This is a genomic window from Aeromonas sp. R5-1 (assembly GCF_040908265.1).
GTDB lineage: Bacteria > Pseudomonadota > Gammaproteobacteria > Enterobacterales > Aeromonadaceae > Aeromonas > Aeromonas caviae.
Map to the genome: position 1 here is coordinate 8,441 of NZ_JBFODJ010000067.1, position 21,469 is coordinate 29,909.

The window sequence follows — 21,469 nt, forward strand, 5'->3', positions numbered from 1 at the left end:
TTCGCCGGTGTCGGGGCAGGGCCCCGCCGGCTCACGGGTCTGCTTCGGCAAACCGCTTCATTACGTCGACTTACTGGTTTGCTTCTGCGAACAGCTTGATCATCTCGACTTACTGGTCTGCTTCGGCAAACGGCTTCATCACTTCGATTTACTGGTTTGCTTCTGCGAACTGCTTGATCATCTCGACTTACTGGTCTGCTTCGGCAAACGGCTTCATTACTTCGATTTACTGGTTTGCTTCTGCGAACTGCTTCATCACCTCGGCGTGCTTGATCATGCCGTCTGCACGCAGACCAAGGTTCTTCACGAACTCCGCCTTCTTGGCCGGATCTTCAATCTTGTCGTAGCGCTGTTGCAGATGGGCCTGGATCTGTTCCGGGGTCATGTTCTTCATGCGGGCCATCTTGTCGTGGCGGCCGCCATGATGTTTGCCGCCCATCATGCCGGTACCGTCCATGGGGCAACCGGTCGCCGTGGCCTGGGTCGGTTGTGCGGTGGAGACCGCCTCGCTGGCGGCATAGGCGCCCAGCGGCAGGCCGAGGATCAGGGTGGCGGTCAGCAGGGTCTTGGTCAGCTTTTTCATGGGTAACTCCTGTCGGATGTGTACGGGTAGAGGCTCTTTCGCCTTGGTATCCAGTAAACACCGTGGAAGTGTCTGAAATTTGCCAGTAGAAGCCTATTTTGTAGCAGAGTGTGGCACAGAGGCGTGCTGGCACACTTTGACACAACCCGCCCGGTTGATTTTCGTATAATCGCCCCAGCCCGATAACGGAGAGATGATGATGAACCAAGGCAGCCCTCATATTCTGGTGGTCGATGACCACAGCGAGATCCGCGATCTGCTCAAGCGCTTTCTGGAGCAGCATGGCATGCGCGTCAGTTGCGCCCGCGATGGCAAGGAGATGAAGCGGCTGCTGGATGAGCGGGAGTTCGACCTGCTGGTGCTGGATCTGATGATGCCGGGGGAGGATGGCCTCACCCTGTGCCGCGAGCTCAGGGTCAAATCCCGTCTGCCGATCATCATGCTGACCGCCATGGGGGAGGAGACGGACCGCATCATCGGCCTGGAGATGGGGGCGGACGACTACCTCTCCAAGCCGTTCAACCCGCGGGAGCTGCTGGCCCGCATCAAGGCGGTGATGCGCCGTACCCAGGCAGAGAGCCTGCCCGTGCCGGAGACCTTGACCCGGGATCTGCGCTTCGATCGCTGGCTGCTCGACGTCAATCGCCGTGAGCTGGTGGACGAGGAGGGGGTGGGGATGAGCCTCTCCACCGCCGAGTTCGATCTGCTCAAGGTGTTTCTGGAGCGGCCCCAGCGGGTGCTGAGCCGGGATCAGTTGCTGGATCTGGCCCGTGGCCGGGAGGCGGTGGCCTTCGATCGCGCCATCGATACCCTGGTGAGCCGACTGCGGCGCAAGCTGGAGCGGGATCCCAAGAATCCCGAGCTCATCAAGACCATCTGGGGTGGCGGTTACCTGTTCGCCGCCGACGTGACCCAGGAGTGAGGCCGACATGATCAAGCGCGTCTTCGCCAGGCTGCTGCCCAAGGGGTTGACCGGCCAGATAGTGCTGGTGGCCCTGGCGGGGCTGGTGCTGATCCAGCTGCTCAGTATCCAGATCTACCGCTCGGACAGGGAGGAGGCCCTCGGTTACGTCAACAGCCGCAACGCCATGCAGCGCATCATCTCCGTGGTGCGCCTGCTCTCCCTCTCCCCTCCTTCCCTCTATCATGAGATCCTCAAGGCGAGCCGCAGCGAGACCCTGCTGCTGCGTCTGGCCGACGAGCCGTTGCAGCCGGACAACCGCAGCCCCCGCTTCGAGAAGCTGGTGCGGGCCAAGCTCGGCTATCCATCCTCCCTGGCGGTGGAGATCAGCGCCGAGCTGAAGCAGGACATCCAGCGCAGCCGGGCCTGGCAGCACCACAACCGCATGATGAAGGATCGCAACGGCATGCCGCCGCCCCAGGACATGCGGCTCTACGGCTCCATCGAACTGCCCAACGGCGGCTGGCTCCAGTTCAGCTCCCTGGTGGACAAGGAGACGGCGAGCTGGTCCTGGCAGACGACCCTCAACCTGCTGCTGGTGGCGAGCCTGGTGATCGGCCTGATGATCTGGCTGTTCCGCCGGGCGACCCGTCCCCTCAAGCAACTGGCGGCCAACGCCGACAGGCTGGGGCGTGGTGAGGACATCGAGCCCCTGCGCGAGGAGGGGCCCACCGAGATCCGCGAGTCCATCCAGGCCTTCAACCGGATGCACACCCGGCTCGATCGCTTCGTGCAGGACAGAACCCGGATGCTGGCCGCCATCTCCCACGACCTGCGCACCCCCATCACCAGCCTGCGGCTGCGCAGCGAGTTTCTGGCGGACGGGGAGGACAAGGAGCGCTTCCAGCAGACCCTGCAGCAGATGGAGCAGATGCTGGCGGCGACCCTGAGCTTTGCCCGGGAGGAGGGGCAGCAGGAGGCGACCCGGGAGCTGGATCTGGTCAGCCTGCTGGAGAGCCTGTGTGACGACTATGCCGACATGGGCCAGCCCGTCACCTGCCTGGCCGAGGGTAAACAGGTTTACGCCTGCCGCGCCAACACCCTGCGCCGGGTGCTGCAAAACCTCATCGGCAACGCCATCAAGTACGCAGGGGGGGCCGAGGTCTCTCTGGTGCGCGGTGACGGCGAGTTGCTGATCCTGGTTCGCGATCAGGGGCCGGGGATTGCGGAGAGCCAGTTGGAGGAGGTGTTCAAGCCCTTCGTGCGCCTGGATGAAGCCCGCAACACCGAGTCTGGCAGCGTGGGACTGGGGCTCGCCATCGCCCGCACCCTGGTGCACCAGCACGGCGGTGAGCTCAGCCTTCACAATCGCCAGGAGGGGGGGCTGGAGGCGCGGATCAGCCTGCCCCTGTAAGGAACCTGACCAGGAAATGGGGCACCACCAGGGTGCCCTTTTTGCTCCCCGTGGCGAAAGGGAAGCAGGGCAACACGCCGGTCACCCGGAAACGGGCAACAAAAAACCCGCCGAAGCGGGTTTTTTCAATTCTTGCTGAGGCCCTTGCCCAAAGAGGGGAAGGTGCTCCGGCTTGAATTACTGCGGAACGACGTTCGCAGCAGCCGGGCCTTTCTGGCCTTGCTCGATGGTGAACTCAACGCGCTGACCTTCTTCCAGGGTTTTGAAACCGTTGGACTGGATGGCGGAGAAGTGAACGAACACGTCTTTGCTGCCGTCAGCCGGGGAGATGAAACCGAAGCCTTTCTCGGCGTTGAAGAATTTTACGGTACCAGTCATTTTGGACATGATAATTTCCTTGAGTAGTGATTAGTGAAACGCCACCGGAGCGGCAATCCATGATTTTTCGTCAGAAATACGTATGGGGAGCACTAAAGAAGGAGAATTATCTGGCAAGAATTATCGGGGATAACTGCCTGCACAAATCACTGCTTTAAGATGACTGCCTAACATAATCAGGTCTGAACTACCGAACCATCGAAAACGATTAGAACACGCACACCCTGTCATGGCAATCTTTATCTTGGTATTCGTTTCAGTCAGTGATGACTGGATCGGGGTTTTATCCGGGTGTGCATCAGCTGCCAGGCGCCTCCTGCTGCCCTTTTCAGGGAGATGACATGACGCTCTGCCAGCCCCCTTTTTTGCAGCAGCGTCATCTGCGTGCGTTCATGCTGCCGTTACCGTCTGCCACGGTATTTGTTGCTGACGGAATCGGACCAGCTGAAGGTGTCGGGCAGTACTTGGGCACTGGCTCGCTCCTTGGCTTTCTCCCGCGCCAGTGCGGAAGCCGCCTTGGCGGCCTGGGCGCGATCGGCGGCGATCTTCTGGCGTCCTGCTTCGCGGATCTTGTTGCGCTCCCCGTTGGTCAGGGTGTGATCGGCATTGGCCTGGGCCTTTTGCACCAGCAGGGCAATCTCGGCTTTCTCGGCCTCGGTCAGATCCTTCATTTCCAGCTTCTTCATGACGCGCTCCTGCGATCGTTGAATGCCCACCCTAACACACATCCATCGGAGACAGGCTGACCATCCGTCCCCGGATGCCAAAAGTGTCGCCCGGTCGTCATTTCCCGGGGGAGCACGCGACGGGAACGCCTGGCTGACAGGCGCTGCCGGGAGGCTGGATCCCGGCGGAAGATTGGGGGTATGCTGAGGCCAGTGCGATCCCCGATCGTCACTGTTGGCGTACTGAAATCCACGATTCGGCTGACATGCTGGAACACCCGTTCCAACTGTCCAGGTAACCTTTTTGGAGTCTGATGATGAGCAACAAAGAACAGCATCACGGCAAAGATGCCAAGAAAAAACCGCAGATGTCACTGAAAGAGAAACGCGAAGCCAAACGTCAGAAAGCAGAGCTGAAAAACGGCAGCGCGATGAAGTAACGCTCCATCCACTGCGGCTCCCTGGAGCCGGTATCAAGCCAGTCCATCATGGGCTGGCTTTTTTGTCTCCGGCAGTAGAGGTGGTGCCATAGGCGGCAAAGATCCGCTCATAGCGCCCGTCCGCCTTCATCTTGGCGAGCTGTCTGTCGAACCATTGCCGGTGGCCCGCCTCGCGAAAGGCGAAGTGGTAGTGAGTCGGGGGGAAGAGGTCGTGCTGTCTGACCCTGTTCTTGGGATAGCGGTCGCCCTCCTGGTCATCCCCGAGCAACTGCGCCAGATAGTAGTAGAACACCCGCTGTTCCAGGATCACGGCATCGGTGCGCCCGAGCAGGAGCCGCTGTACCTGTCCCTCCTGCCTCGCCACCTCTTCATAACGGGGATTCTGGTCGACGATGTCGGAGAAGGTCGTTCCCAGGATCTGTCGTGCACGCTGGAAGGCACTGACTCGCAGGGTCTGCAAATCCTTCATGGTGTGGACTGCCGTCGGCGCCAGGGTGAAGACCCGGTTGTGGAAGGTGATCACCGGCTGTGAGAGGTAGGCGCTTTCCAGCATGCCGGGTTTGACGTTGATGATGGCGTCCAGCTTGCCTTCCTCCAGCATCCTGAAGGTGCGCTCCAGGGGAAGATAGACGACCTGCAGCTCATGGGGGCTGCCTGCGAAGGCCTCTCGCATGAGATCGAGTTCAATGCCCCTGTCTTCGTGGCTGATGACATAGGGAGGAATGGCAAAGCTGACTCCCACCCGCAGCGGCTCCGCAGCAAGGTGGCCGCCGAACATCAGCAGGGCGAAGCACAGCAGACGGCTCAAGTGGTTCATGCAGGTTCCCGAAGGGAGAAATCGTCTCGATGATAGCCACAAGCCTGGACGAAGGGGACGTAAAGCGGGGGAAAGTGGCAGCAACATGGTCGTCGGGGGAGGTGAATGCGTCAGAAACAGGTAAAAAAAGGCCCTGATGAATCAGGGCCTGCCGCAGGGGATCAGAACGGAATATCGTCGTCGAAATCCATCGGCGGTTCGTTGTAGACCGGCGGGGCGGATTGCGGCTGCTGGGCCGGACGGCCGTAACCGCCTTGCGGTTGCATGTTCTGCTGCGGGGCAGCAGGACGTTGCATGTTCTGTTGCGGTGCAGCCTGTTGCGGCTGGCCCCAGTTGCCCTGGGATGACTGGCCGCCCATGCCCTGGCCACCGCCCTGCGGACGGCCACCCAGCATCTGCATCACACCGGTGAAGCTGTCGACCAGCACCTCGGTGGTGTAGCGCTCCTGGCCGCTCTGATCCTGCCATTTGCGGGTCTGGAGCTTGCCTTCCACATAGACCTGGGAGCCCTTCTTCAGGTACTCGCCGGCCACTTCGGCCAGCTTGCCCATGAAGACGACACGGTGCCATTCGGTGCGCTCTTTCTGCTCACCGGTCTGCTTGTCGCGCCAGGTATCGGAGGTGGCCAGGGTGATGTTAGTCACGGCACCGCCGCTCGGCATGTAGCGCACTTCCGGGTCTTGCCCCAGGTTACCGATCAGAATGACTTTGTTGATGCCTCGACTGGCCATAATCTCTCTTCCACCCTTATGTATACCGGCCAGGCCAGATGCCTGGGCCCATTCAATAATGTGTTTGTTTGCAACGAGATGCGCGCCCTGGCTGGGTGTCATCTCTCTTCAGTGTCCTGGCTGCGCCGGAGCTTGCCGGCAGAGGCGTCATGGATCGGCCGCAGCGTTTGGCCGCCATAGTACCAGTTGGCGGGCATGAGCGCACATCTTCCCTGCCACTGTGGCGTCAATGGATCGCCACAGCCTGAGTAACTTACCCGAGGTCAGGTGTCACCAGCAAGGGGAGGCGGCTGGGGCAGGCTGCGTGAAGAGGGCGGAGCTGTTATGGTGCGCACCGGCACTACTTGACCCCCCAAATGGGGGGGGCGTGCTAGCCAATTGTATTGGCTGGAAAATTGCTGGGCTTCAAAGGAGCCACCGATGCGTCTAATACTTTTTTAATGCTGCAGCCAGGAGGGGGATTGGTACTCTTCCTTGCCAAAAAGCCCCGACTCGAATGTGCAAGGAAGTTCTCTTGATGACGCCCGACTCCCTCCTGGTGCTGATCACCGAAAATAACGCACAAGCCTCCCGTTTCCAGCGTCACCTCAGTGAAGAGCTTGGTCTGCCCATCTTGCTGGTGGGGGAGCTGAATGACCTGCCAGACGTTGCAGAGGGCGCCCCCAAAACCTTGCTGCTGATCGATCTGGACTACCTCAAGTCGACCCAGCAGGAGCTGTGGAGCAATGCCATCTGCCAGCGCTTTGGCGAGGCCAGTGCCGTGTTGCTCAATGCCCCGACCAGCACCAACAAAGAGCTGCTGCTGATGTGGCCCCATACCAGCGGGCTCTTCTTTCGTCAGGACACGCTGGACAGGCTGGTCTTCGGCATCCGCAAGGTGTTGCAGGGGGAGTACTGGATCCCGCGCCACCTGCTGTGCGACCTGGTGGACTACTACCGCAAGGGGAGCGGGCAACCTCAGCGTCAGCAGACGCTGCTGACCGCCCGCGAGCAGGAGATCGTGCGTCACCTGATGACGGGGGCCTCCAACACCGAGATCGCCGACAGCCTGTTCGTGAGTGAACACACCGTCAAATCCCATCTCTACAACGTCTTCAAGAAGCTGAACGTCAAGAACCGGTTGCAGGCGGTGAGCTGGGCCAAGGAGTATCTCTGAGGAAGGGGGCACGGAAGGAAAGACTGTCTATTCATCCAGTAGTCTCTATGCCATACTGGCCCGCTCTGGTTCCCGTATCGAGCGCGCAACAAGATGGAAAAAATCGTGATCCGGGGTGCCCGCACCCACAACCTCAAGAACATCAACCTGATCCTGCCACGTGACAAGCTGATCGTGGTCACCGGCCTGTCCGGTTCGGGCAAATCCTCCCTGGCGTTCGATACCCTCTATGCCGAGGGGCAGCGCCGCTATGTGGAGTCGCTCTCCGCCTATGCCCGCCAGTTCCTCTCCCTGATGGAGAAGCCGGACGTGGACCACATCGAGGGGCTGTCGCCTGCCATCTCCATCGAGCAGAAGTCCACCTCCCACAACCCGCGCTCGACCGTCGGCACCATCACCGAGATTTACGACTACCTGCGGCTGCTGTTCGCCCGGGTCGGGGAGCCACGCTGCCCGACCCACGCCATTCCGCTCGCGGCCCAGACCATCAGCCAGATGGTGGATCAGGTGCTGGCCCAGCCCGAAGGCGCCAAGCTGATGCTGCTGGCCCCCGTGGTGCGCAACCGCAAGGGGGAGCACACCAAGCTGCTGGAGAACCTGGCGGCCCAGGGTTACATCCGCGCCCGCATCGACGGCGAGGTGTGCGATTTGTCGGATCCTCCCGCCCTGGAGCTGCACAAGAAGCACACCATCGAGGTGGTGGTGGATCGCTTCAAGGTGCGCGATGACCTGGCCCTGCGCCTGGCCGAATCGTTCGAAACGGCGCTGACTCTCTCCGGCGGCATCGTGCTGGTGGTGCCGATGGACGGGGAGGATGGGGTTGCCCCCATGACCTTCTCCGCCAACTTCGCCTGCCCCGAGTGCGGTTACTCCATGTCGGAGCTGGAGCCCCGGATATTCTCCTTCAACAACCCGGCGGGGGCCTGCCCCACCTGTGACGGTCTCGGGGTGCAGCAGTATTTCGATCCCGCCAAGCTCATCCATGATCCAGGCCAGAGCCTGGCTGGCGGCGCCATCCGTGGTTGGGACAAGCGCAGCTTCTACTACTTCCAGATGCTCAAATCCCTGGCCGATCACTACAAGTTCGACCTGGAGACCCCCTGGGAGGATCTGCCGCTCAAGACCCAGGAGGTGATCCTGCGCGGCTCCGGGCGCACCGAGATCGAGTTCCGCTACATGAATGACCGCGGCGACGTGGTGGTGCGCAAGCACCCGTTCGAGGGGATCCTGCACAACATGGAGCGCCGCTACCGGGAGACCGAATCCAACGCGGTGCGGGAAGAGCTGGCCAAATACATTGCCAACAAGTCCTGTACCAGTTGCGGTGGCAGCCGACTGCGGGAAGAAGCCCGCCACGTCTTCGTGGACAATCGCAACCTGCCCGCCATCGCCGAGCAGTCCATCGGCGATGCCCTGGCCTTCTTCGAAGGGTTGAACCTGTCCGGTCAGCGTGCCCAGATAGCGGACAAGATCCTCAAGGAGATCGTCGAGCGGCTCGGCTTCCTGGTGAACGTCGGCCTCAACTATCTGAGCCTGTCGCGCAGCGCCGAGACCCTCTCCGGTGGCGAGGCGCAGCGGATCCGGCTGGCCAGCCAGATCGGGGCTGGCCTGGTGGGGGTCATGTACGTGCTGGACGAGCCCTCCATCGGTCTGCATCAGCGTGACAACGAGCGGCTGCTCAAGACCCTGACTCACCTGCGTGATCTCGGCAACACCGTGATCGTGGTGGAGCACGATGAGGATGCCATTCGCCTCGCCGACCATGTGCTCGACATCGGCCCGGGGGCTGGCGTGCACGGCGGTGCCATCGTCGCCCAGGGGACGCCGGAAGAGATCATCGCGAACCCCGAGTCCCTGACCGGTGACTACCTCTCCGGGCGCAAGCAGATCGCCATCCCGGCCGAGCGCACCCCGCTCACTGGCAAGTGGCTGAAATTGAAAGGGGCGAGCGGCAACAACCTGCGCAACGTCAACCTGGATCTGCCCATCGGAGTGATGACCTGCGTCACCGGCGTCTCCGGTTCCGGCAAGTCGACCCTGATCAACGACACCCTGTTCCGCATCGCCCACCGCGAGCTGAACAAGGCCACCGAGTCCACCCCGGCTCCCTATCGCAGCGTCGAGGGGCTGGAGCATCTGGACAAGGTGGTGGATATCGACCAGAGCCCCATCGGCCGCACCCCGCGCTCCAACCCGGCCACCTACACCGGCCTGTTCACCCCGATCCGCGAGCTGCTCTCCGGCACCCAGGAGGCGCGTTCCCGTGGCTACCAGCCGGGCCGCTTCTCCTTCAACGTGAAGGGGGGACGCTGCGAGGCGTGCCAGGGGGACGGGGTCATCAAGGTGGAGATGCACTTCCTGCCGGACGTCTACGTGCCGTGCGACGTCTGCAAGGGCAAGCGCTACAATCGCGAGACCCTGGAGGTGAAGTACAAGGGCAAGAACATCCACGAAATCCTCGAGATGACGGTGGAAGATGCCCGTGCCTTCTTCGATCCGGTGCCGGCGGTGGCGCGCAAGCTGCAGACCCTGATGGACGTGGGCCTCTCCTACATCCGGCTCGGTCAGTCCGCCACCACGCTCTCTGGCGGCGAGGCGCAGCGGGTCAAGCTGGCGCGGGAGCTCTCCAAGCGGGACACCGGCCAGACCCTCTATATTCTGGATGAGCCGACCACGGGGTTGCACTTCCACGATATCCAGCAGTTGCTCAAGGTACTGCACCAGCTGCGGGATCGGGGCAACACCATCGTCATCATCGAGCACAACCTGGACGTCATCAAAACCGCGGACTGGATCGTCGATCTGGGCCCGGAAGGGGGCGCTGGTGGTGGTCGTATTCTGGTGACGGGTACGCCTGAGGAGATGAGCCGTTGCAAGGAGTCCCACACGGCGCGCTTCCTCGCTCCTCTACTGGAGAAATAAGCGTCACTCGAGAAAAAGGGGCCAGGGCCCCTTTTTTGTTGGCCGGTGGGCGAGGTGCGCCGGTCTGGCGCCCGGCCAGGGATGAGAGGGAGAAAAGAGGGACTCGTCCGGCAGACTCAGTGTGTCAGCATCAGGAAGGCGAGGGCGAACAGGAAACCCAGCAGAATGAAGAGGAAGGAACCTATCCCCCAGATGGCGGCAAGAATGCCGAGAATTTTGTCTTTGCGTGTCTGTGGTTTCATAAAATTCAAATTACAGCGTGGTTACATCGCATTAATAAAATACGCCCCGGGGCATAATTAAACAACAATTGAAAGGTGATATGAAGGTGTTTAAGGTGTATTTAATTGGTATTTTACATTTCATGATGATGCGGTAATTTAAGGCATCATCATGTATTTGAATGACTTTTTATTTTCATCTGCGGTTTGATTGTCCAATCAAAGCTGCCGTGTACATCTATCTATTTCTTGATAACTATTGAGCTAAATCAATAACCGGCCATTCACATCCTTTTATAGTTTTCGGGCTTGCAACATAGAAAGAAAACAAAAAAGGAATAATGTGATGAAAAAGATCCTTCCTCTGTTAATCGCAGCCGCTTTTGCTTCCCCCGTCGCCATGGCACATCAGGCCGGTGACATCCTGGTCCGTGGTGGCCTGGCGTTCGTCTCTCCCCAGACCAGCAGTGACAACGTGCTGGGGACGGGCGAGCTGGAGATCGACAGCAACATGCAGCTTGGCCTGACCCTCTCCTACATGTTGACGGACAACTGGGGTGTCGAGCTGCTGGCCGCGACCCCCTTCTCCCACTCGGTGTCGACTGCCGGCCTGGGTGAGGTCGCCAAGGTCAAACACCTGCCGCCGACCCTGATGGCGCAGTACTACTTCGGTGATGCCAACAGCAAGGTGCGCCCCTATGTGGGTGCCGGTATCAACTACACCACCTTCTTCGACGAGGAAGGGCGCGGTGCCCTGGCCGGGACGGATGTGAGCGTGGACTCCTCCTGGGGGATGGCGGGTCAGGTGGGCCTGGACATGGCGATCAATGACCGCTGGTTCGTCAACGCCTCTGCCTGGCTCATCGACATCGATACCGATGTGCATACCGCCGTGGGCACCATCAACACCTCCATCGATCCGGTGGCCTTCATGTTCGGCGTCGGTTACCGCTTCTGATGACAAACGTGGCCGGTGCACGGCCATGACAACAAGCATGTCTCTTTGGCCCGGCTCTGTTCGGGCCCTTTTCTGCCTGCCATGTCACGCCAACTGTGATCTGGCCCGCCATCGCGTCACGAACCGCTATTCCATTGCATCCCGCTGCCGATAACCTCGGCATTCACCCCTTTCCCCAACGAGTGAGGATGCCTCCATGGGTTTATCTATTGTGCAGCGGATCATCGCCGGCTTCGTGCTGATGCTGTTGTTGCTGGTTCTGCTCGGCTTCATCAGTATCTTGAAGATCCGGGGGATCAACGAGGGGCTCTCCCAGGTTTCTGATCGTGCCACCCCCCTGGTGATCGCGGTCGCCGGGCTCAAGGGCGCACTGCAGGACAGCAACCGCTGGGTGCTCACCTACAGAACCAGCGAGGAGGCGGCCCAGTTGCCGCAACTGGCCAGCCAGTTCAAGGCGCAGCAGGAGCGTTTCCTGGCCCAGAGCAAGGAGATGGCCCGGTTTGACGGGGTGGCGGAGGCGAGCGAGCGGTTCCGCCAGGTCGACGGGGCGACCCGCGAGTTCTACGGGTTGGCGGATCAGGTGCTGACCCAGCACGGCCAGTGGGTGGCCGCACTCGATCGGCGCCATGAACTGGAGCTGGCGTTCATCCGGCTGGAAGATACCTACCAGTGGGCCGCCGACCTGTTGTTGCAGCAGACTGCGAGCAAACGCTCCATGCGCAACAAGGCCGAACTCATCACCTCCGGCATTGCCCGGGATCTGAAAAACATCCGCCGGGCCGATGCCAAGACCGATCTCAATGAATTGGAGAAGGTGCTCGGCAAGGATATCGAGATGGCACGCAAACGGCTCGAACGGGTGCAGGTGCCCGATGACGTGAGGCAGCGTTTCATCGTCAACCTCGATCGGATGCAGGAGCTGGCCCTCGGCCCGAAAGGGTTGCTGGCGACCATGCGCAATGGCCAGCAACTGGCGGCCTCGCTGCAGTCCCTGAACCAGCAGCTCGACACCAGTCTGGTCAACAGCCTGGCGCTGCTGGACGAGATGGCCAAATCGGCGGGCAGCATTGCCAGCGCGAGCCGGGTCGGGGCGGATGACGCCGTCAGCAGCGCCAGCGCCTGGATCCTGATCGTGTCTGCCATCTCCGCGGCCGCCGCGCTCCTCATCGGTTACACCACGGCCCGCAGCATCCAGCGTCCGCTGCAACTCATCGATCGGGAGCTGGATCGCATGGCCACGGGTGACATGACCCGGCGCATCGACTACCAGAGCCGCTGCGAGTTCGGCAGCCTGACCCGCTCGATCAATACCCTGGCAGACAAGACTGGCGAACTGCTCGCCCAGATCAATGCCGGCTCGCGCCATCTGGTGGACGAGGCGAGCCGCGCCGCCGAGATAAGCGAGCGGGCCATGTCACGGGTGCAGGATCAGAAGAGCCAGACCGATCAGGTGGCTGCCGCCATCACCGAGCTGGAGGTGAGTGCGACCGAGGTGGCGCGCTCCACTGACGGCACGAAGCGTGAGGTGGACCTGGCGGACGAAGAGGCCCGCGCCGGACGCAAACAGGTGGCGACTACGCGCCAGATCACCGAACAACTGGCGGGTGCCATGGAAGAGGCGGTCGGCATCACCCACAAGCTGGGGGAATTCAGCGACAACATCGGCAGCATCCTCGACGTGATCCGCAGCATCGCCGAGCAGACCAACCTGCTGGCGCTGAACGCGGCCATCGAGGCGGCCCGGGCGGGGGACGCCGGTCGCGGCTTCGCGGTGGTGGCGGACGAGGTGCGGGCACTGGCGAACCGGACCCAGACCTCGACCGAGGAGATCCAGGCCATGATCGAGAACCTGCAAAGTTCCAGCAAGCACGTGGTGGCCGTGATGGCACGCAGCCAGGAGCAGACCCAGGATTGCGTGGCCCAGACCCGGGTGATGGACGAAGCACTGCAATCCATTGCCGAGCGGATGAGCGCCATCAAGGCGATGGCGGATCAGGTGGCTCATGCCGCCCAGGAACAGATCTCCGTGAGTCAGGGGGTTGCCCGTCATGTCGCCGGCATTGCGGATGTGGCTTACGAGACCGAGCGGGAGGCGCGGGAATCGGCCAGCAGCAGTGAGGTGCTGGCGGATCTGGTCGCCAAGCAGCAGCAATTGATCGCCCATTTCAAGGTGTAGGAGGACTTATGGCTAATAAGTGGATCGGGGCCCTGAGTCTCCTGTTGTGTGGCCAGCTGATGGCCAGCGAGCTGGTGATAGAGAGCTGGCGCATTGATGACAAGGCCTTGTGGGAACAGAAGATCATTCCTGCTTTCGAGGCCGCCCACCCGGGTATTCAGGTGAAATTCAACGGGGTGCAGAACGTCGAGTACATGCCGACCCTCTGGGCCAGCCTCAAGGCGGGCAAGGCGGGGGATCTCATCACCTGCCGCCCGTTTGACGACTCCCTGGCCCTGTTCAAGGCGGGCCATCTGGTGGAGCTGAGCGAGATGGCGGGGATGGAGAACTTCCCGAGCTTTGCCCAATCCCCCTGGCAGACCGACAGCGGCGCCCAGACTTTCTGCGTACCCATGGCATCGGTGATTCACGGCTTCTTCTACAACAAGAAGATATTCAGTGAGCTGGGGCTGACGGTACCCCAGACCCGCGAGGCATTCTTCGCAGCCTTGGACAAGGTGAAGGCGGATGGTCGCTATGTTCCCCTCGCCGTGAGCGGCTCGGAGAGCTGGGTTGCCTCCGAGCTCGGTTTCCAGAACATAGGCCCCAACTACTGGAAGGGGGAGGATGGTCGATTGGCGCTGATCGGGGGCCAGGAGCGCTTCAACAACCCGCAATACGTCAAGGTGTTCGAGGAGCTGGCCCGCTGGCGTGACTACCTGGGGGAGGGGGGCGAGAGCCGCGACTACGCCACCACCAACGAGCTCTTCACCTCGGGCAAGGCTGCCTTCTATGCGGCGGGATCCTGGGAGATCGCCCCCTTCACCGGCAAGGTGGACTTCGGTGTCATGCGCCCGCCCGTGGCAAAGCAGGGGGATGGCTGTTTCTTCACCGATCACACCGATATCGGTATGGGGATGAATCCGGCCAGCAAGAACAAGGAGGCCGCCATGACCTTCCTGCAGTGGCTGACCACTCCCCAGTTTGCCGAGCTCTATACCAACTCGCTGCCCGGCTTCTTCTCGCTCTCCAACCACTTCTTTGAAGCCACCAATCCGGCGGCCAGAGAGATGATGGAGTGGCGGGATCAGTGCGATTCCACCATCCGGGTTGCCACCCAGATCCTCTCCCGCGGCACTCCCAAGCTCGGGGATGAACTGGCCGAGGTGAGCCAGCAGGTATTGCTGGGAACCGTGGCACCCAAGGCGGCGGCCGATCGCCTGGAACAGGGGTTGAAAGGGTGGTATGCCCCCCATCAGGGCAACCAGGGCAAGGGACAGGAGTGTCAGTGTGAGGCGAGCGTGCCTGCCGTCCCCGTGTCGGGTGCCATCGGGACCGAGCCTGCTGCACCTGTGGTGCCGGATGGACAAGCGCCCTCCGGAGCAAGCGTGACCCAGCCTCCGTCAGTACCGGTGTCCGGAGCCGTCGCTCCAGCGCCTCCTGCCGAAGTGGAGGAGGCGCTCGCCAGTGAACTGGAGGGGGCACAACCCTGATGGTTCACCATGAAGAACGGGAGGCCTTGGCCTCCCGTTTTGCATCTGCGTGATGACCTGTCATTCCCGTGGCCAGCGGCACAGGCTGCCGATACGGGCCACCGGCACGAAACCCAGAGCGCGATAGACCCGCTGGGCGTGATAGTGCTCGTCTGCCACTATGATGAGCGAACTGGCCCGTGCCAGTCCCTGGCGTGCGACCTGGCTCAGCAACAGACGACAGAGCCCCCGGTTTCGCCACTCTGCGTGCGTGCGCACCAGTTGAAAGCGTCCCAGGGTGCCGGTGAAGAAGAGTCCGCAGCTGGCAACCAGTTGATCCTGGTGCCATAACCCCCACCACTGTCCGAGCCCGTCATCGATCATGGCCTGATAGAGCTGGCGGCGTGACAAGAGATAGGGAAGATAGCGCTCCTCCGAATGGGCGGGATCCCGCTCTGCCAGCTCGAAGGCGAGCCACTGATCCCAGTCCGTCGCGGTGAACGGGCGAGCCGGGGCCAGGTCGCTGCCGGTGGGGGCTTGCCACTCCATTGCACTCAGCGCCAGTACCACGCACTCCATGTATTGGTATCCCGCCGCCACGAACCCGGCGACCCGGCTGTTCTGGCCTGCGGCGAGGGGCCACTGGAAGGTACGGTGGCGGATACGGGGATCCCAGCCAATCAGCCTGTCGAAACTGGCCTCGAGCCAGCCCTTGTCACGATCGCTTGGGGGGGTGGGTAGCAACAGGTAGTTGCCGAAGTAGTAGTCTGGAGAGCCCGGGGTGCGCACGGTCCAGAACGCATCATGATCCGTCACCTCGCCCTGATAGCGATCGAACAGCAGATCGGTGGCAAAACCGGGGTGATCTTCCATGATGGGGCTCCTGCAAACGCTTGAATTGCTTATCGGCAGGCGGGGAAAGAAGTTAAAAAAAGGCCGGGAAACCCGGCCAAACAATCACACGCAGATTCAGAACGTCCAGGACGATCCGCCCGCATCATAGCGTGCCTGACAGCATTTTGGGATGGGGTCGCTCATTACTTAGGTTGAATTGCAAAATAAAAAAATCGGCAATCCCCCTTGTCGCTGACAAATCGGTATTGACTTTGATCCGTTTTCTCATAAAGATAGAAAGACGTTTAGACGTCCAAACATCCGTTTTGGCGTGAAGGAATGGGTTGCAGGACAGGGAGAGAGCAGATGGGATTTCACAGCGCGCGTCAGGTTGAGGCACTCAACCAGAGTTTGGCGGATCTGGGTGGCGACATATCGGTCAGTTTCGAGTTTTTCCCGCCCAACAGCGAAGGGATGGAGAACACCCTCTGGCAGTCCATCGAGCGCCTGCAGGTGCTGGAGCCCAAATTCGTCTCTGTGACCTATGGCGCCAATTCGGGCACCCGGGACCGCACTCACAAGGTGATCAAGGACATCAAGGAGCGTACCGGCCTCATCGCCGCCCCGCACCTGACCTGTATCGACGCCAGCCGTGGCGAGCTGCGCACCATTGCCCGTGACTACTGGAACAGCGGTATTCGCCACATCGTGGCCCTGCGCGGAGACTTGCCTCCCGGTCTCGACAAGCCTGACATGTATGCCACCGACCTGGTCGCCCTGCTCAAATCCGAAGCCGATTTCGATATCTCGGTCGCCGCCTATCCGGAAGGCCACCCCGAGGCTCGCAGTGCGCAATCCGACCTGCTGAACCTCAAGCGCAAGATAGATGCCGGTGCCAACCGGGCCATTACCCAGTTCTTCTTCGATGTGGAGACCTATCTGCGTTTTCGGGATCGCTGCGCCGCCATCGGTATCGATGCGGAGATCGTGCCGGGGATACTGCCGGTCTCCAACTACCAGACCCTGGCCAAGTTTGCCGGTTTCACCAACGTGAAGATCCCGCGCTGGATGCACCAGCGTTTCGAAGGGCTGGAAAACGATCAGATGACGCGCAACATGGTGGGAGCCAGCATTGCCATCGACCAGGTGCGTGTGCTGAGTCAGGAAGGGGTGAAGGATTTCCACTTCTATACCCTGAACCGCTCAGAGCTGACCTACGCCATCTGTCACACACTGGGCGTGAGGCCGAAAGGTCAGGCCTGATCCGTGGCTCTGATACAGAAAAGCCAATGAGTCTTCTCATTGGCTTTTTGTTTTGGGCGACAGTCAGGGCCGGGTTGGCTGGATCTCCCTGGGCTCGAGATCGATGACTGCATTGCCGGCGGCACCGGGATACTGGTGATAGCTCTGGTCCTGCTCCAGGGTATAGAAGGTGTCGAGGTAGTCGTCGTTGTTGGTCATCCAGGAGTCCGGGAGTGCCTTGACGATACGACCGCCGAGGTCGAGGAAGGGCAGGGCCTCGGGTACGCCGCCCGCAGTGAAGCCGAGTTTGAGTGCGTCAATCAGGAGGGCGCTCAGCTCCTTGTAATTGACGTTGTCATCCTGCTCCATCATGACCACGTCGACGGCTCCCCAGCGGTAGCGATCCCAATAGACCAGGATCTGGTTGGGGGTGTAGTCGGTGTTGTCGTAGTCGAGATAGGGCATGTCGACGATATCCACCACGGGCTCGTCCCTGCCAGGGTTGACCCCGGCCACGACGGCATAGACCTCGGCGGCGCCCAGCAGCCAGGGCTCCTGATCATCGTTGAGCCTGATCTTCTTGAGAATGCTGGTCTTGAGGGGCGTGGTGTTGCTGGTGGCACGGGGCGTCACCTGCATGTCGGCGGCAGCCAGCGCCTTTCGCATCACCTTCAGGCCGGCATTCTTGGCTTTGACCGGATCGGCCTCCACCACCAGTACCGGTCGCGCCGGCGGCTGGTTCACATCGAGATAGATCGGGCTGCCAGCGCTGTCGAACGCCTCGATGGCGCTCCAGCTCTTTTCGTCACCACTTGGTATGTAGGCAACCAGTGGCTCAACCCCTTGTTGCAGTGCATCCGCCTGATCCGGATTGGCCAGCCGCAGTTGCATCAGTTCCCTGACCTCACCATCCAGCCCTTGCCGACTGATGGCCGCCTGGTTGGCATCCCGAGCCTGACGCTTCAGGCGCGGGCTGGCCTTTTGCAGCAGGTTGGGCAGTGGACTCTGGTATTCCTGATTGTTCAGGAGTGGCAGCAGGTTCTTCTGCTGCAGCGCGAGCTGGCGTGCCAGCTCCCGATCGGTGTCGGCAGCCTGGGTCGTGGTGGCGCCCAGCAGTGCCAGTAACAAAATGGCAGCCTGATTCCTCATCTTCGTTCTCCGGTATTGAGTCTGACAACGGCGCTTGTCGGGAAGGATCTGCGCCGTTTTGTCACTAGAAAGGAATAAGGTTCATATGTGAACGCTCTTCTCAGGATTATGTGCTGCGTCTCACTGGAGTCTCCCCAGATGGTCAGGTCAGGCGCGGAGCCGGTTGACTTGATGCAATGTCACTCCGATCAGCAATCCCCAGCAGGCAGACCCGACCCCGAGCAGGGTGATCCCCGAGGCAGTCACGAGGAAAGTCAGTAGCGCGGCTTCCCGCTCCTCGTCCTGCTGCAAGGCGCTGTGCAAGCTGCTGCCTATGGTGCCGAGCAGCGCCAGCCCGGCCACGCAGGTGACCAGCACCGCAGGGAATGCGCTGAACAGGGCAACCACGGTGGCACCGAAACAGCCTGTGAGCAGGTAGAAACATCCAGCCCACACGGCAGCAGGCCAGCGTCGAGTGACATCGTGATCCACTTCCTTGCCCATGCAGATGGCGGCAGTGATGGCGGCCAGGTTGAAGGCATAGCCGCCAAACGGTGCCAGCAGCACGCCGATGAATCCGGTCCAGCCAATCAGGGAAGAAGTGGCCGGTTGATAGCCGTGGGCGCGCAGGATGGCAATGCCCGGCATGTTTTGCGAGGTCATGGTAACGAGAAAGAGCGGGAGTGCGATGCCGAGCAGGGCGTCGATGGAAAAGGCTGGCGAGATCCAGACCGGGGTGGAAAGTTGCCAGTGAACCTCGTTGAGTTGCAGCTCGCCCCTCAGGGTGCAGAGCAGCATGCCGGCAGCCAGGACCAGCACCATGGTGTAGCGGGGCCAGAGGTGGCGACCCAGCAAGAAAGCCAGTAGCAAGGTGCCAAGCAGCAAAGGATCTTGCGGTGCCACCTTGAAGAGATCCAGCCCGAACCTGAGCAAGACTCCGGCCAGCATGGCGGCCGCCAGGGGGGCGGGAATGTGACGCATCAGCCTGTCGAACCAGCCGCTGATACCGCAGAGGGTGATCAGCAGTGAAGAGATGATGAAGGCGCCGATGGCCTCCGCCAGACTGAAGTTCCCCAGGCTGGTGATGAGCAGGGCGGCACCCGGGGTAGACCAGGCCGTCAAGACAGGCATCCGGTAATAGAGGGAGAGGCCGATGCAGCTGACCCCCATGCCGATACCCAGTGTCCATAACCAGGAAGAGACCTGGGCTGCATCGGCACCGGCGGCCGTGGCGGCCTGGATGATCAAGACGACAGAACTCGTGTAACCCACCAATACGGCGATGAGTCCCGCGACCATGTGGGGGAGGGCTAGGGGCATGGGAAACTTCCTTGTGGATGCTGATAGCTTGTGCGCTATTGCGTACAATGTGGTTTTGACTATAACGCTGTGCGTTATGGCGCACAATATGGCTCAAAGAAATCGGAGAACAGATGCAGGAGATGAGTCGCTATCTGGCCCAGCGATTGAAAGGGCTGCGCACTGAAAGAGGATGGAGCCTGGATATGGCCGCCCGTGAAACGGGGGTGAGCAAGGCCATGCTGGGACAGATCGAGCGAGGTGAATCCAGTCCGACGGTGGCAACATTGTGGAAGATTGCCACCGGTTTTCGGGTCTCTTTCTCCAGTTTCATTGAGCCGACACCAGCGGCGCAGGGAGAGACGGTATACCGTATTGCCGATGATATTCGACAGCAGCCGGCGGGAGAGGGGATGCAGGTTGCCCCGCTTTTCCCCTATGAGGCCCGCTTTGGTTTCGAGTTGTTCGAACTGACCCTGCTACCTGGCTACCAGCGGGAGTCAGAACCCCATGAACCCGGGGTGACCGAACATGTCATCGTCATCAGCGGTGTGATGGAGGTGCTGGTGGACGGGGCGTGGCGTTCCCTCGATCAGGGTGAGGCCGTCCGGTTTGCAGCGGATCGTCCCCATGGCTATCGCAATCTTGGGGTCGCTCCCGCCATCTTCCACAATCTGATCCACTATCCGGCCATGGTCACGCGATGACTAGCCGGGGCGGCCATCCGCTCTGGGACTGGTCAGTATGGGGGTATAGACCCAGACAAAGAGACCGTAGGCGGCAACCCAGCTCCATCCGCTGAGGTTCCATCCCGTGAGGGTGAGGTCTGGCCAAAAGAGGGGGAGCAAGACCCGCAACAGTGCGGACAGGATGACCAGTGCAAATGCCGCCGTGATCCTGCGTCCTATCTGCAGGGCTCTGCCACTGTGTCCGAGGGATACACGGGCTATCATCCCGAGGATCATGGCCCCCATGCTGCCCGCGCTGAACAGATGGCTGGCCAGTGACAAGGCAATCGGCCAGCCAGCCGTGCGTGCCGCCAGGGCGGTCAGCCCCAGTGGGATAAAGAGGTAGGCCAGGTGAAGCGACCACAGCAGGGGTTGGGCCACCGTGATGCCGGGTCGCCAGCGCAGCTGCCTGTAGAGGTGAGCCCCTGCCGCCACTATATATAGAGGGAACATCTGAATTCCGATGACCCACTGGGTCGGGAGTACTAACCAGAGCAGCAGGATGAGCCACAGAGACGCGAGGGCAATGCGCTCCAGCCACGGCAGTGGTAATGCTTTTTCCGTCTCAGTGGCTCTGGCGGTAAAAAAGGGAATGACACGTCCTCCCATGACGGCAATCAGGGTCGTGAAGAGGAGCACGGTTGCAAGCAGGATATGTTCCACCAATGGCCATTCGGCATGCCACCGCCAGCAAGCGGTATTGAGCAGGGTCAAAACGAGAAGCAGGGGAACAAAAAAGAGATTGCGCCACTGGCGCGTCACTATGATGGGTCTGGCGAGAAACCACGTACAGAGGGGCAACCAGGCCAGGTCCATGACCATCAGAGTGACATTGCTTTCTCCAAACCAGGGGAGCAGGCCTCTCGGGATGGCCCACAATCCCACGACCAGTGCCAGCGGCCAACCGCGTACACCTGGGTGAGCGGTCCAGTTCTGGACGGCGGTAAGCAGAAAACCCGCCACTATGGCGGCACCAAAGCCGAACAGCATTTCATGTGCATGCCACCAGATGGGGGTGCTAATCCCGGGCAGAGCGAACCAGCCGTTGAGTTGCCCCAGCCAGCCCAGCATCGCCAAAGCCGAGAACAAGGCGCCGAACAGGAAGAAAGGCCGAAACCCGAGGCGGAACAGAGGAACGATTCTCTCCTCTTTGCGGCTATCCAGGATCTGGTGCATGAATGAAACCTTAATTGGACATTTGAAAAGCCAATTATAAAGTGGCTTTTCAAATGTTCAATTTAAATCCAATGACAGCCCGAAATGGTGGTGATGCGAACGAAATAGAACCGCTTTGCTGTATATCTGAGCGAACGGTTCTTTTCGGTGAAAAAGCCCTTGTCATCACGGCGCGGCTCCCTATAATGCGCCCCTACCAGCACGGCGGACCACGCCGAACTGATGAGCCAGCTTCCTAGCGAAGTGGGC

The 21,469-nt window shown here is 60.9% G+C and carries 21 protein-coding genes; 10 read left to right on the forward strand and 11 right to left on the reverse strand.

Annotated features, from left to right (window positions below):
• Positions 1–226 precede the first annotated feature (226 nt).
• Entirely contained in the window at positions 227–583 is a 357-nt protein-coding gene (locus AB5Y64_RS10130) for a hypothetical protein (RefSeq protein ID WP_010675900.1), read from the reverse strand.
• A 199-nt stretch (positions 584–782) separates the two neighbouring features.
• On the opposite strand from AB5Y64_RS10130, the gene AB5Y64_RS10135 reads away from it, so the two are divergent.
• Positions 783–1,505, forward strand: coding sequence for a response regulator (locus tag AB5Y64_RS10135; protein ID WP_010675899.1), 723 nt, complete (start codon positions 783–785; stop codon positions 1,503–1,505).
• A 7-nt stretch (positions 1,506–1,512) separates the two neighbouring features.
• The gene (locus AB5Y64_RS10140; RefSeq protein ID WP_010675898.1) at positions 1,513–2,898 is read left to right on the forward strand and encodes an ATP-binding protein; all 1,386 of its coding nucleotides are present in this window, start codon (positions 1,513–1,515) and stop codon (positions 2,896–2,898) included.
• Between the two features lie 177 nt (positions 2,899–3,075).
• Here AB5Y64_RS10140 and AB5Y64_RS10145 read toward each other — a convergent pair whose 3' ends face one another.
• Entirely contained in the window at positions 3,076–3,285 is a 210-nt protein-coding gene (locus AB5Y64_RS10145) for a cold shock domain-containing protein (RefSeq protein WP_010675897.1), read from the reverse strand.
• 392 nt (positions 3,286–3,677) lie between these two features.
• A complete protein-coding gene (yjbD, locus tag AB5Y64_RS10150) occupies positions 3,678–3,962 on the reverse strand; it encodes a DUF3811 domain-containing protein (protein ID WP_039040119.1) in 285 nt (94 codons plus the stop codon).
• A 296-nt stretch (positions 3,963–4,258) separates the two neighbouring features.
• Between yjbD and AB5Y64_RS10155 the strand changes: the two genes are divergently transcribed.
• The gene (locus AB5Y64_RS10155; protein WP_010675895.1) at positions 4,259–4,381 is read left to right on the forward strand and encodes a hypothetical protein; all 123 of its coding nucleotides are present in this window, start codon (positions 4,259–4,261) and stop codon (positions 4,379–4,381) included.
• A 46-nt stretch (positions 4,382–4,427) separates the two neighbouring features.
• Here AB5Y64_RS10155 and AB5Y64_RS10160 read toward each other — a convergent pair whose 3' ends face one another.
• Both AB5Y64_RS10160 and AB5Y64_RS10165 read right to left on the reverse strand, forming a co-directional pair.
• Positions 4,428–5,198: an ABC transporter substrate-binding protein gene (locus AB5Y64_RS10160; protein ID WP_039040118.1), complete on the reverse strand. Its 771-nt coding sequence runs from the start codon at positions 5,196–5,198 to the stop codon at positions 4,428–4,430.
• Between the two features lie 161 nt (positions 5,199–5,359).
• The gene (locus AB5Y64_RS10165) at positions 5,360–5,929 is read right to left on the reverse strand and encodes a single-stranded DNA-binding protein (RefSeq protein WP_010674212.1); all 570 of its coding nucleotides are present in this window, start codon (positions 5,927–5,929) and stop codon (positions 5,360–5,362) included.
• Positions 5,930–6,446: 517 nt separating this feature from the next.
• Here AB5Y64_RS10165 and AB5Y64_RS10170 point away from each other — a divergent pair.
• Together AB5Y64_RS10170 and uvrA are read left to right on the forward strand one after the other, a co-directional pair.
• Positions 6,447–7,085 carry a LuxR C-terminal-related transcriptional regulator gene (locus AB5Y64_RS10170; RefSeq protein ID WP_010674213.1) on the forward strand — a complete coding sequence of 213 codons (639 nt, stop codon included), beginning with the start codon at positions 6,447–6,449 and terminating at the stop codon, positions 7,083–7,085.
• A 93-nt stretch (positions 7,086–7,178) separates the two neighbouring features.
• Positions 7,179–10,007: an excinuclease ABC subunit UvrA gene (gene uvrA / locus AB5Y64_RS10175; protein ID WP_039040117.1), complete on the forward strand. Its 2,829-nt coding sequence runs from the start codon at positions 7,179–7,181 to the stop codon at positions 10,005–10,007.
• A 116-nt stretch (positions 10,008–10,123) separates the two neighbouring features.
• Here uvrA and AB5Y64_RS10180 read toward each other — a convergent pair whose 3' ends face one another.
• Positions 10,124–10,249, reverse strand: a complete 126-nt coding sequence (locus AB5Y64_RS10180; RefSeq protein ID WP_010674215.1) for a hypothetical protein — start codon at positions 10,247–10,249, stop codon at positions 10,124–10,126.
• A 325-nt stretch (positions 10,250–10,574) separates the two neighbouring features.
• Between AB5Y64_RS10180 and AB5Y64_RS10185 the strand changes: the two genes are divergently transcribed.
• From AB5Y64_RS10185 to AB5Y64_RS10195, 3 genes are all read left to right on the forward strand, one after another.
• Complete coding sequence (locus tag AB5Y64_RS10185) at positions 10,575–11,186, forward strand: OmpW family outer membrane protein (RefSeq protein WP_010674216.1); 612 nt, start codon at positions 10,575–10,577, stop codon at positions 11,184–11,186.
• Between the two features lie 196 nt (positions 11,187–11,382).
• Positions 11,383–13,362 (forward strand): methyl-accepting chemotaxis protein, encoded by a 1,980-nt coding sequence (locus AB5Y64_RS10190; RefSeq protein WP_039040116.1) that lies wholly within the window; start codon positions 11,383–11,385, stop codon positions 13,360–13,362.
• An 8-nt stretch (positions 13,363–13,370) separates the two neighbouring features.
• On the forward strand, positions 13,371–14,834 hold the full coding sequence (locus AB5Y64_RS10195) for an extracellular solute-binding protein (protein WP_039040115.1): 1,464 nt from the start codon (positions 13,371–13,373) through the stop codon (positions 14,832–14,834).
• A 60-nt stretch (positions 14,835–14,894) separates the two neighbouring features.
• Here AB5Y64_RS10195 and AB5Y64_RS10200 read toward each other — a convergent pair whose 3' ends face one another.
• The gene (locus AB5Y64_RS10200) at positions 14,895–15,686 is read right to left on the reverse strand and encodes a GNAT family N-acetyltransferase (RefSeq protein WP_039040114.1); all 792 of its coding nucleotides are present in this window, start codon (positions 15,684–15,686) and stop codon (positions 14,895–14,897) included.
• Between the two features lie 327 nt (positions 15,687–16,013).
• On the opposite strand from AB5Y64_RS10200, the gene metF reads away from it, so the two are divergent.
• On the forward strand, positions 16,014–16,910 hold the full coding sequence (metF, locus tag AB5Y64_RS10205) for a methylenetetrahydrofolate reductase (protein ID WP_039040113.1): 897 nt from the start codon (positions 16,014–16,016) through the stop codon (positions 16,908–16,910).
• Positions 16,911–16,973: 63 nt separating this feature from the next.
• On the opposite strand, the gene AB5Y64_RS10210 is transcribed toward metF, so the two are convergent.
• The gene (locus AB5Y64_RS10210; RefSeq protein ID WP_039040112.1) at positions 16,974–18,038 is read right to left on the reverse strand and encodes a DUF3103 family protein; all 1,065 of its coding nucleotides are present in this window, start codon (positions 18,036–18,038) and stop codon (positions 16,974–16,976) included.
• 147 nt (positions 18,039–18,185) lie between these two features.
• A complete protein-coding gene (locus AB5Y64_RS10215) occupies positions 18,186–19,337 on the reverse strand; it encodes a benzoate/H(+) symporter BenE family transporter (protein WP_039040111.1) in 1,152 nt (383 codons plus the stop codon).
• Positions 19,338–19,450: 113 nt separating this feature from the next.
• Between AB5Y64_RS10215 and AB5Y64_RS10220 the strand changes: the two genes are divergently transcribed.
• Positions 19,451–20,023, forward strand: a complete 573-nt coding sequence (locus AB5Y64_RS10220; protein WP_039040110.1) for a helix-turn-helix domain-containing protein — start codon at positions 19,451–19,453, stop codon at positions 20,021–20,023.
• On the opposite strand, the gene AB5Y64_RS10225 is transcribed toward AB5Y64_RS10220, so the two are convergent.
• A complete protein-coding gene (locus AB5Y64_RS10225; RefSeq protein ID WP_039040109.1) occupies positions 20,024–21,220 on the reverse strand; it encodes an NnrS family protein in 1,197 nt (398 codons plus the stop codon).
• 62 nt (positions 21,221–21,282) lie between these two features.
• On the reverse strand, positions 21,283–21,469 hold a 187-nt coding region (locus tag AB5Y64_RS10230), incomplete at its 5' end, for a hypothetical protein (RefSeq protein ID WP_368203731.1).

Excerpts from the sequence above, each read along its gene's own strand:
- AB5Y64_RS10130 (WP_010675900.1), bottom strand. The coding sequence starts at position 583 with ATGAAAAAGCTGACCAAGACCCTGCTGACCGCCACCCTGATCCTCGGC.
- AB5Y64_RS10135 (WP_010675899.1), top strand. The coding sequence starts at position 783 with ATGAACCAAGGCAGCCCTCATATTCTGGTGGTCGATGACCACAGCGAG.
- AB5Y64_RS10140 (WP_010675898.1), top strand. The coding sequence starts at position 1,513 with ATGATCAAGCGCGTCTTCGCCAGGCTGCTGCCCAAGGGGTTGACCGGC.
- AB5Y64_RS10145 (WP_010675897.1), bottom strand. The coding sequence starts at position 3,285 with ATGTCCAAAATGACTGGTACCGTAAAATTCTTCAACGCCGAGAAAGGC.
- yjbD (WP_039040119.1), bottom strand. The coding sequence starts at position 3,962 with ATGAAGAAGCTGGAAATGAAGGATCTGACCGAGGCCGAGAAAGCCGAG.
- AB5Y64_RS10155 (WP_010675895.1), top strand. The coding sequence starts at position 4,259 with ATGAGCAACAAAGAACAGCATCACGGCAAAGATGCCAAGAAAAAACCG.
- AB5Y64_RS10160 (WP_039040118.1), bottom strand. The coding sequence starts at position 5,198 with ATGAACCACTTGAGCCGTCTGCTGTGCTTCGCCCTGCTGATGTTCGGC.
- AB5Y64_RS10165 (WP_010674212.1), bottom strand. The coding sequence starts at position 5,929 with ATGGCCAGTCGAGGCATCAACAAAGTCATTCTGATCGGTAACCTGGGG.
- AB5Y64_RS10170 (WP_010674213.1), top strand. The coding sequence starts at position 6,447 with ATGACGCCCGACTCCCTCCTGGTGCTGATCACCGAAAATAACGCACAA.
- uvrA (WP_039040117.1), top strand. The coding sequence starts at position 7,179 with ATGGAAAAAATCGTGATCCGGGGTGCCCGCACCCACAACCTCAAGAAC.
- AB5Y64_RS10180 (WP_010674215.1), bottom strand. The coding sequence starts at position 10,249 with ATGAAACCACAGACACGCAAAGACAAAATTCTCGGCATTCTTGCCGCC.
- AB5Y64_RS10185 (WP_010674216.1), top strand. The coding sequence starts at position 10,575 with ATGAAAAAGATCCTTCCTCTGTTAATCGCAGCCGCTTTTGCTTCCCCC.
- AB5Y64_RS10190 (WP_039040116.1), top strand. The coding sequence starts at position 11,383 with ATGGGTTTATCTATTGTGCAGCGGATCATCGCCGGCTTCGTGCTGATG.
- AB5Y64_RS10195 (WP_039040115.1), top strand. The coding sequence starts at position 13,371 with ATGGCTAATAAGTGGATCGGGGCCCTGAGTCTCCTGTTGTGTGGCCAG.
- AB5Y64_RS10200 (WP_039040114.1), bottom strand. The coding sequence starts at position 15,686 with ATGGAAGATCACCCCGGTTTTGCCACCGATCTGCTGTTCGATCGCTAT.
- metF (WP_039040113.1), top strand. The coding sequence starts at position 16,014 with ATGGGATTTCACAGCGCGCGTCAGGTTGAGGCACTCAACCAGAGTTTG.
- AB5Y64_RS10210 (WP_039040112.1), bottom strand. The coding sequence starts at position 18,038 with ATGAGGAATCAGGCTGCCATTTTGTTACTGGCACTGCTGGGCGCCACC.
- AB5Y64_RS10215 (WP_039040111.1), bottom strand. The coding sequence starts at position 19,337 with ATGCCCCTAGCCCTCCCCCACATGGTCGCGGGACTCATCGCCGTATTG.
- AB5Y64_RS10220 (WP_039040110.1), top strand. The coding sequence starts at position 19,451 with ATGCAGGAGATGAGTCGCTATCTGGCCCAGCGATTGAAAGGGCTGCGC.
- AB5Y64_RS10225 (WP_039040109.1), bottom strand. The coding sequence starts at position 21,220 with ATGCACCAGATCCTGGATAGCCGCAAAGAGGAGAGAATCGTTCCTCTG.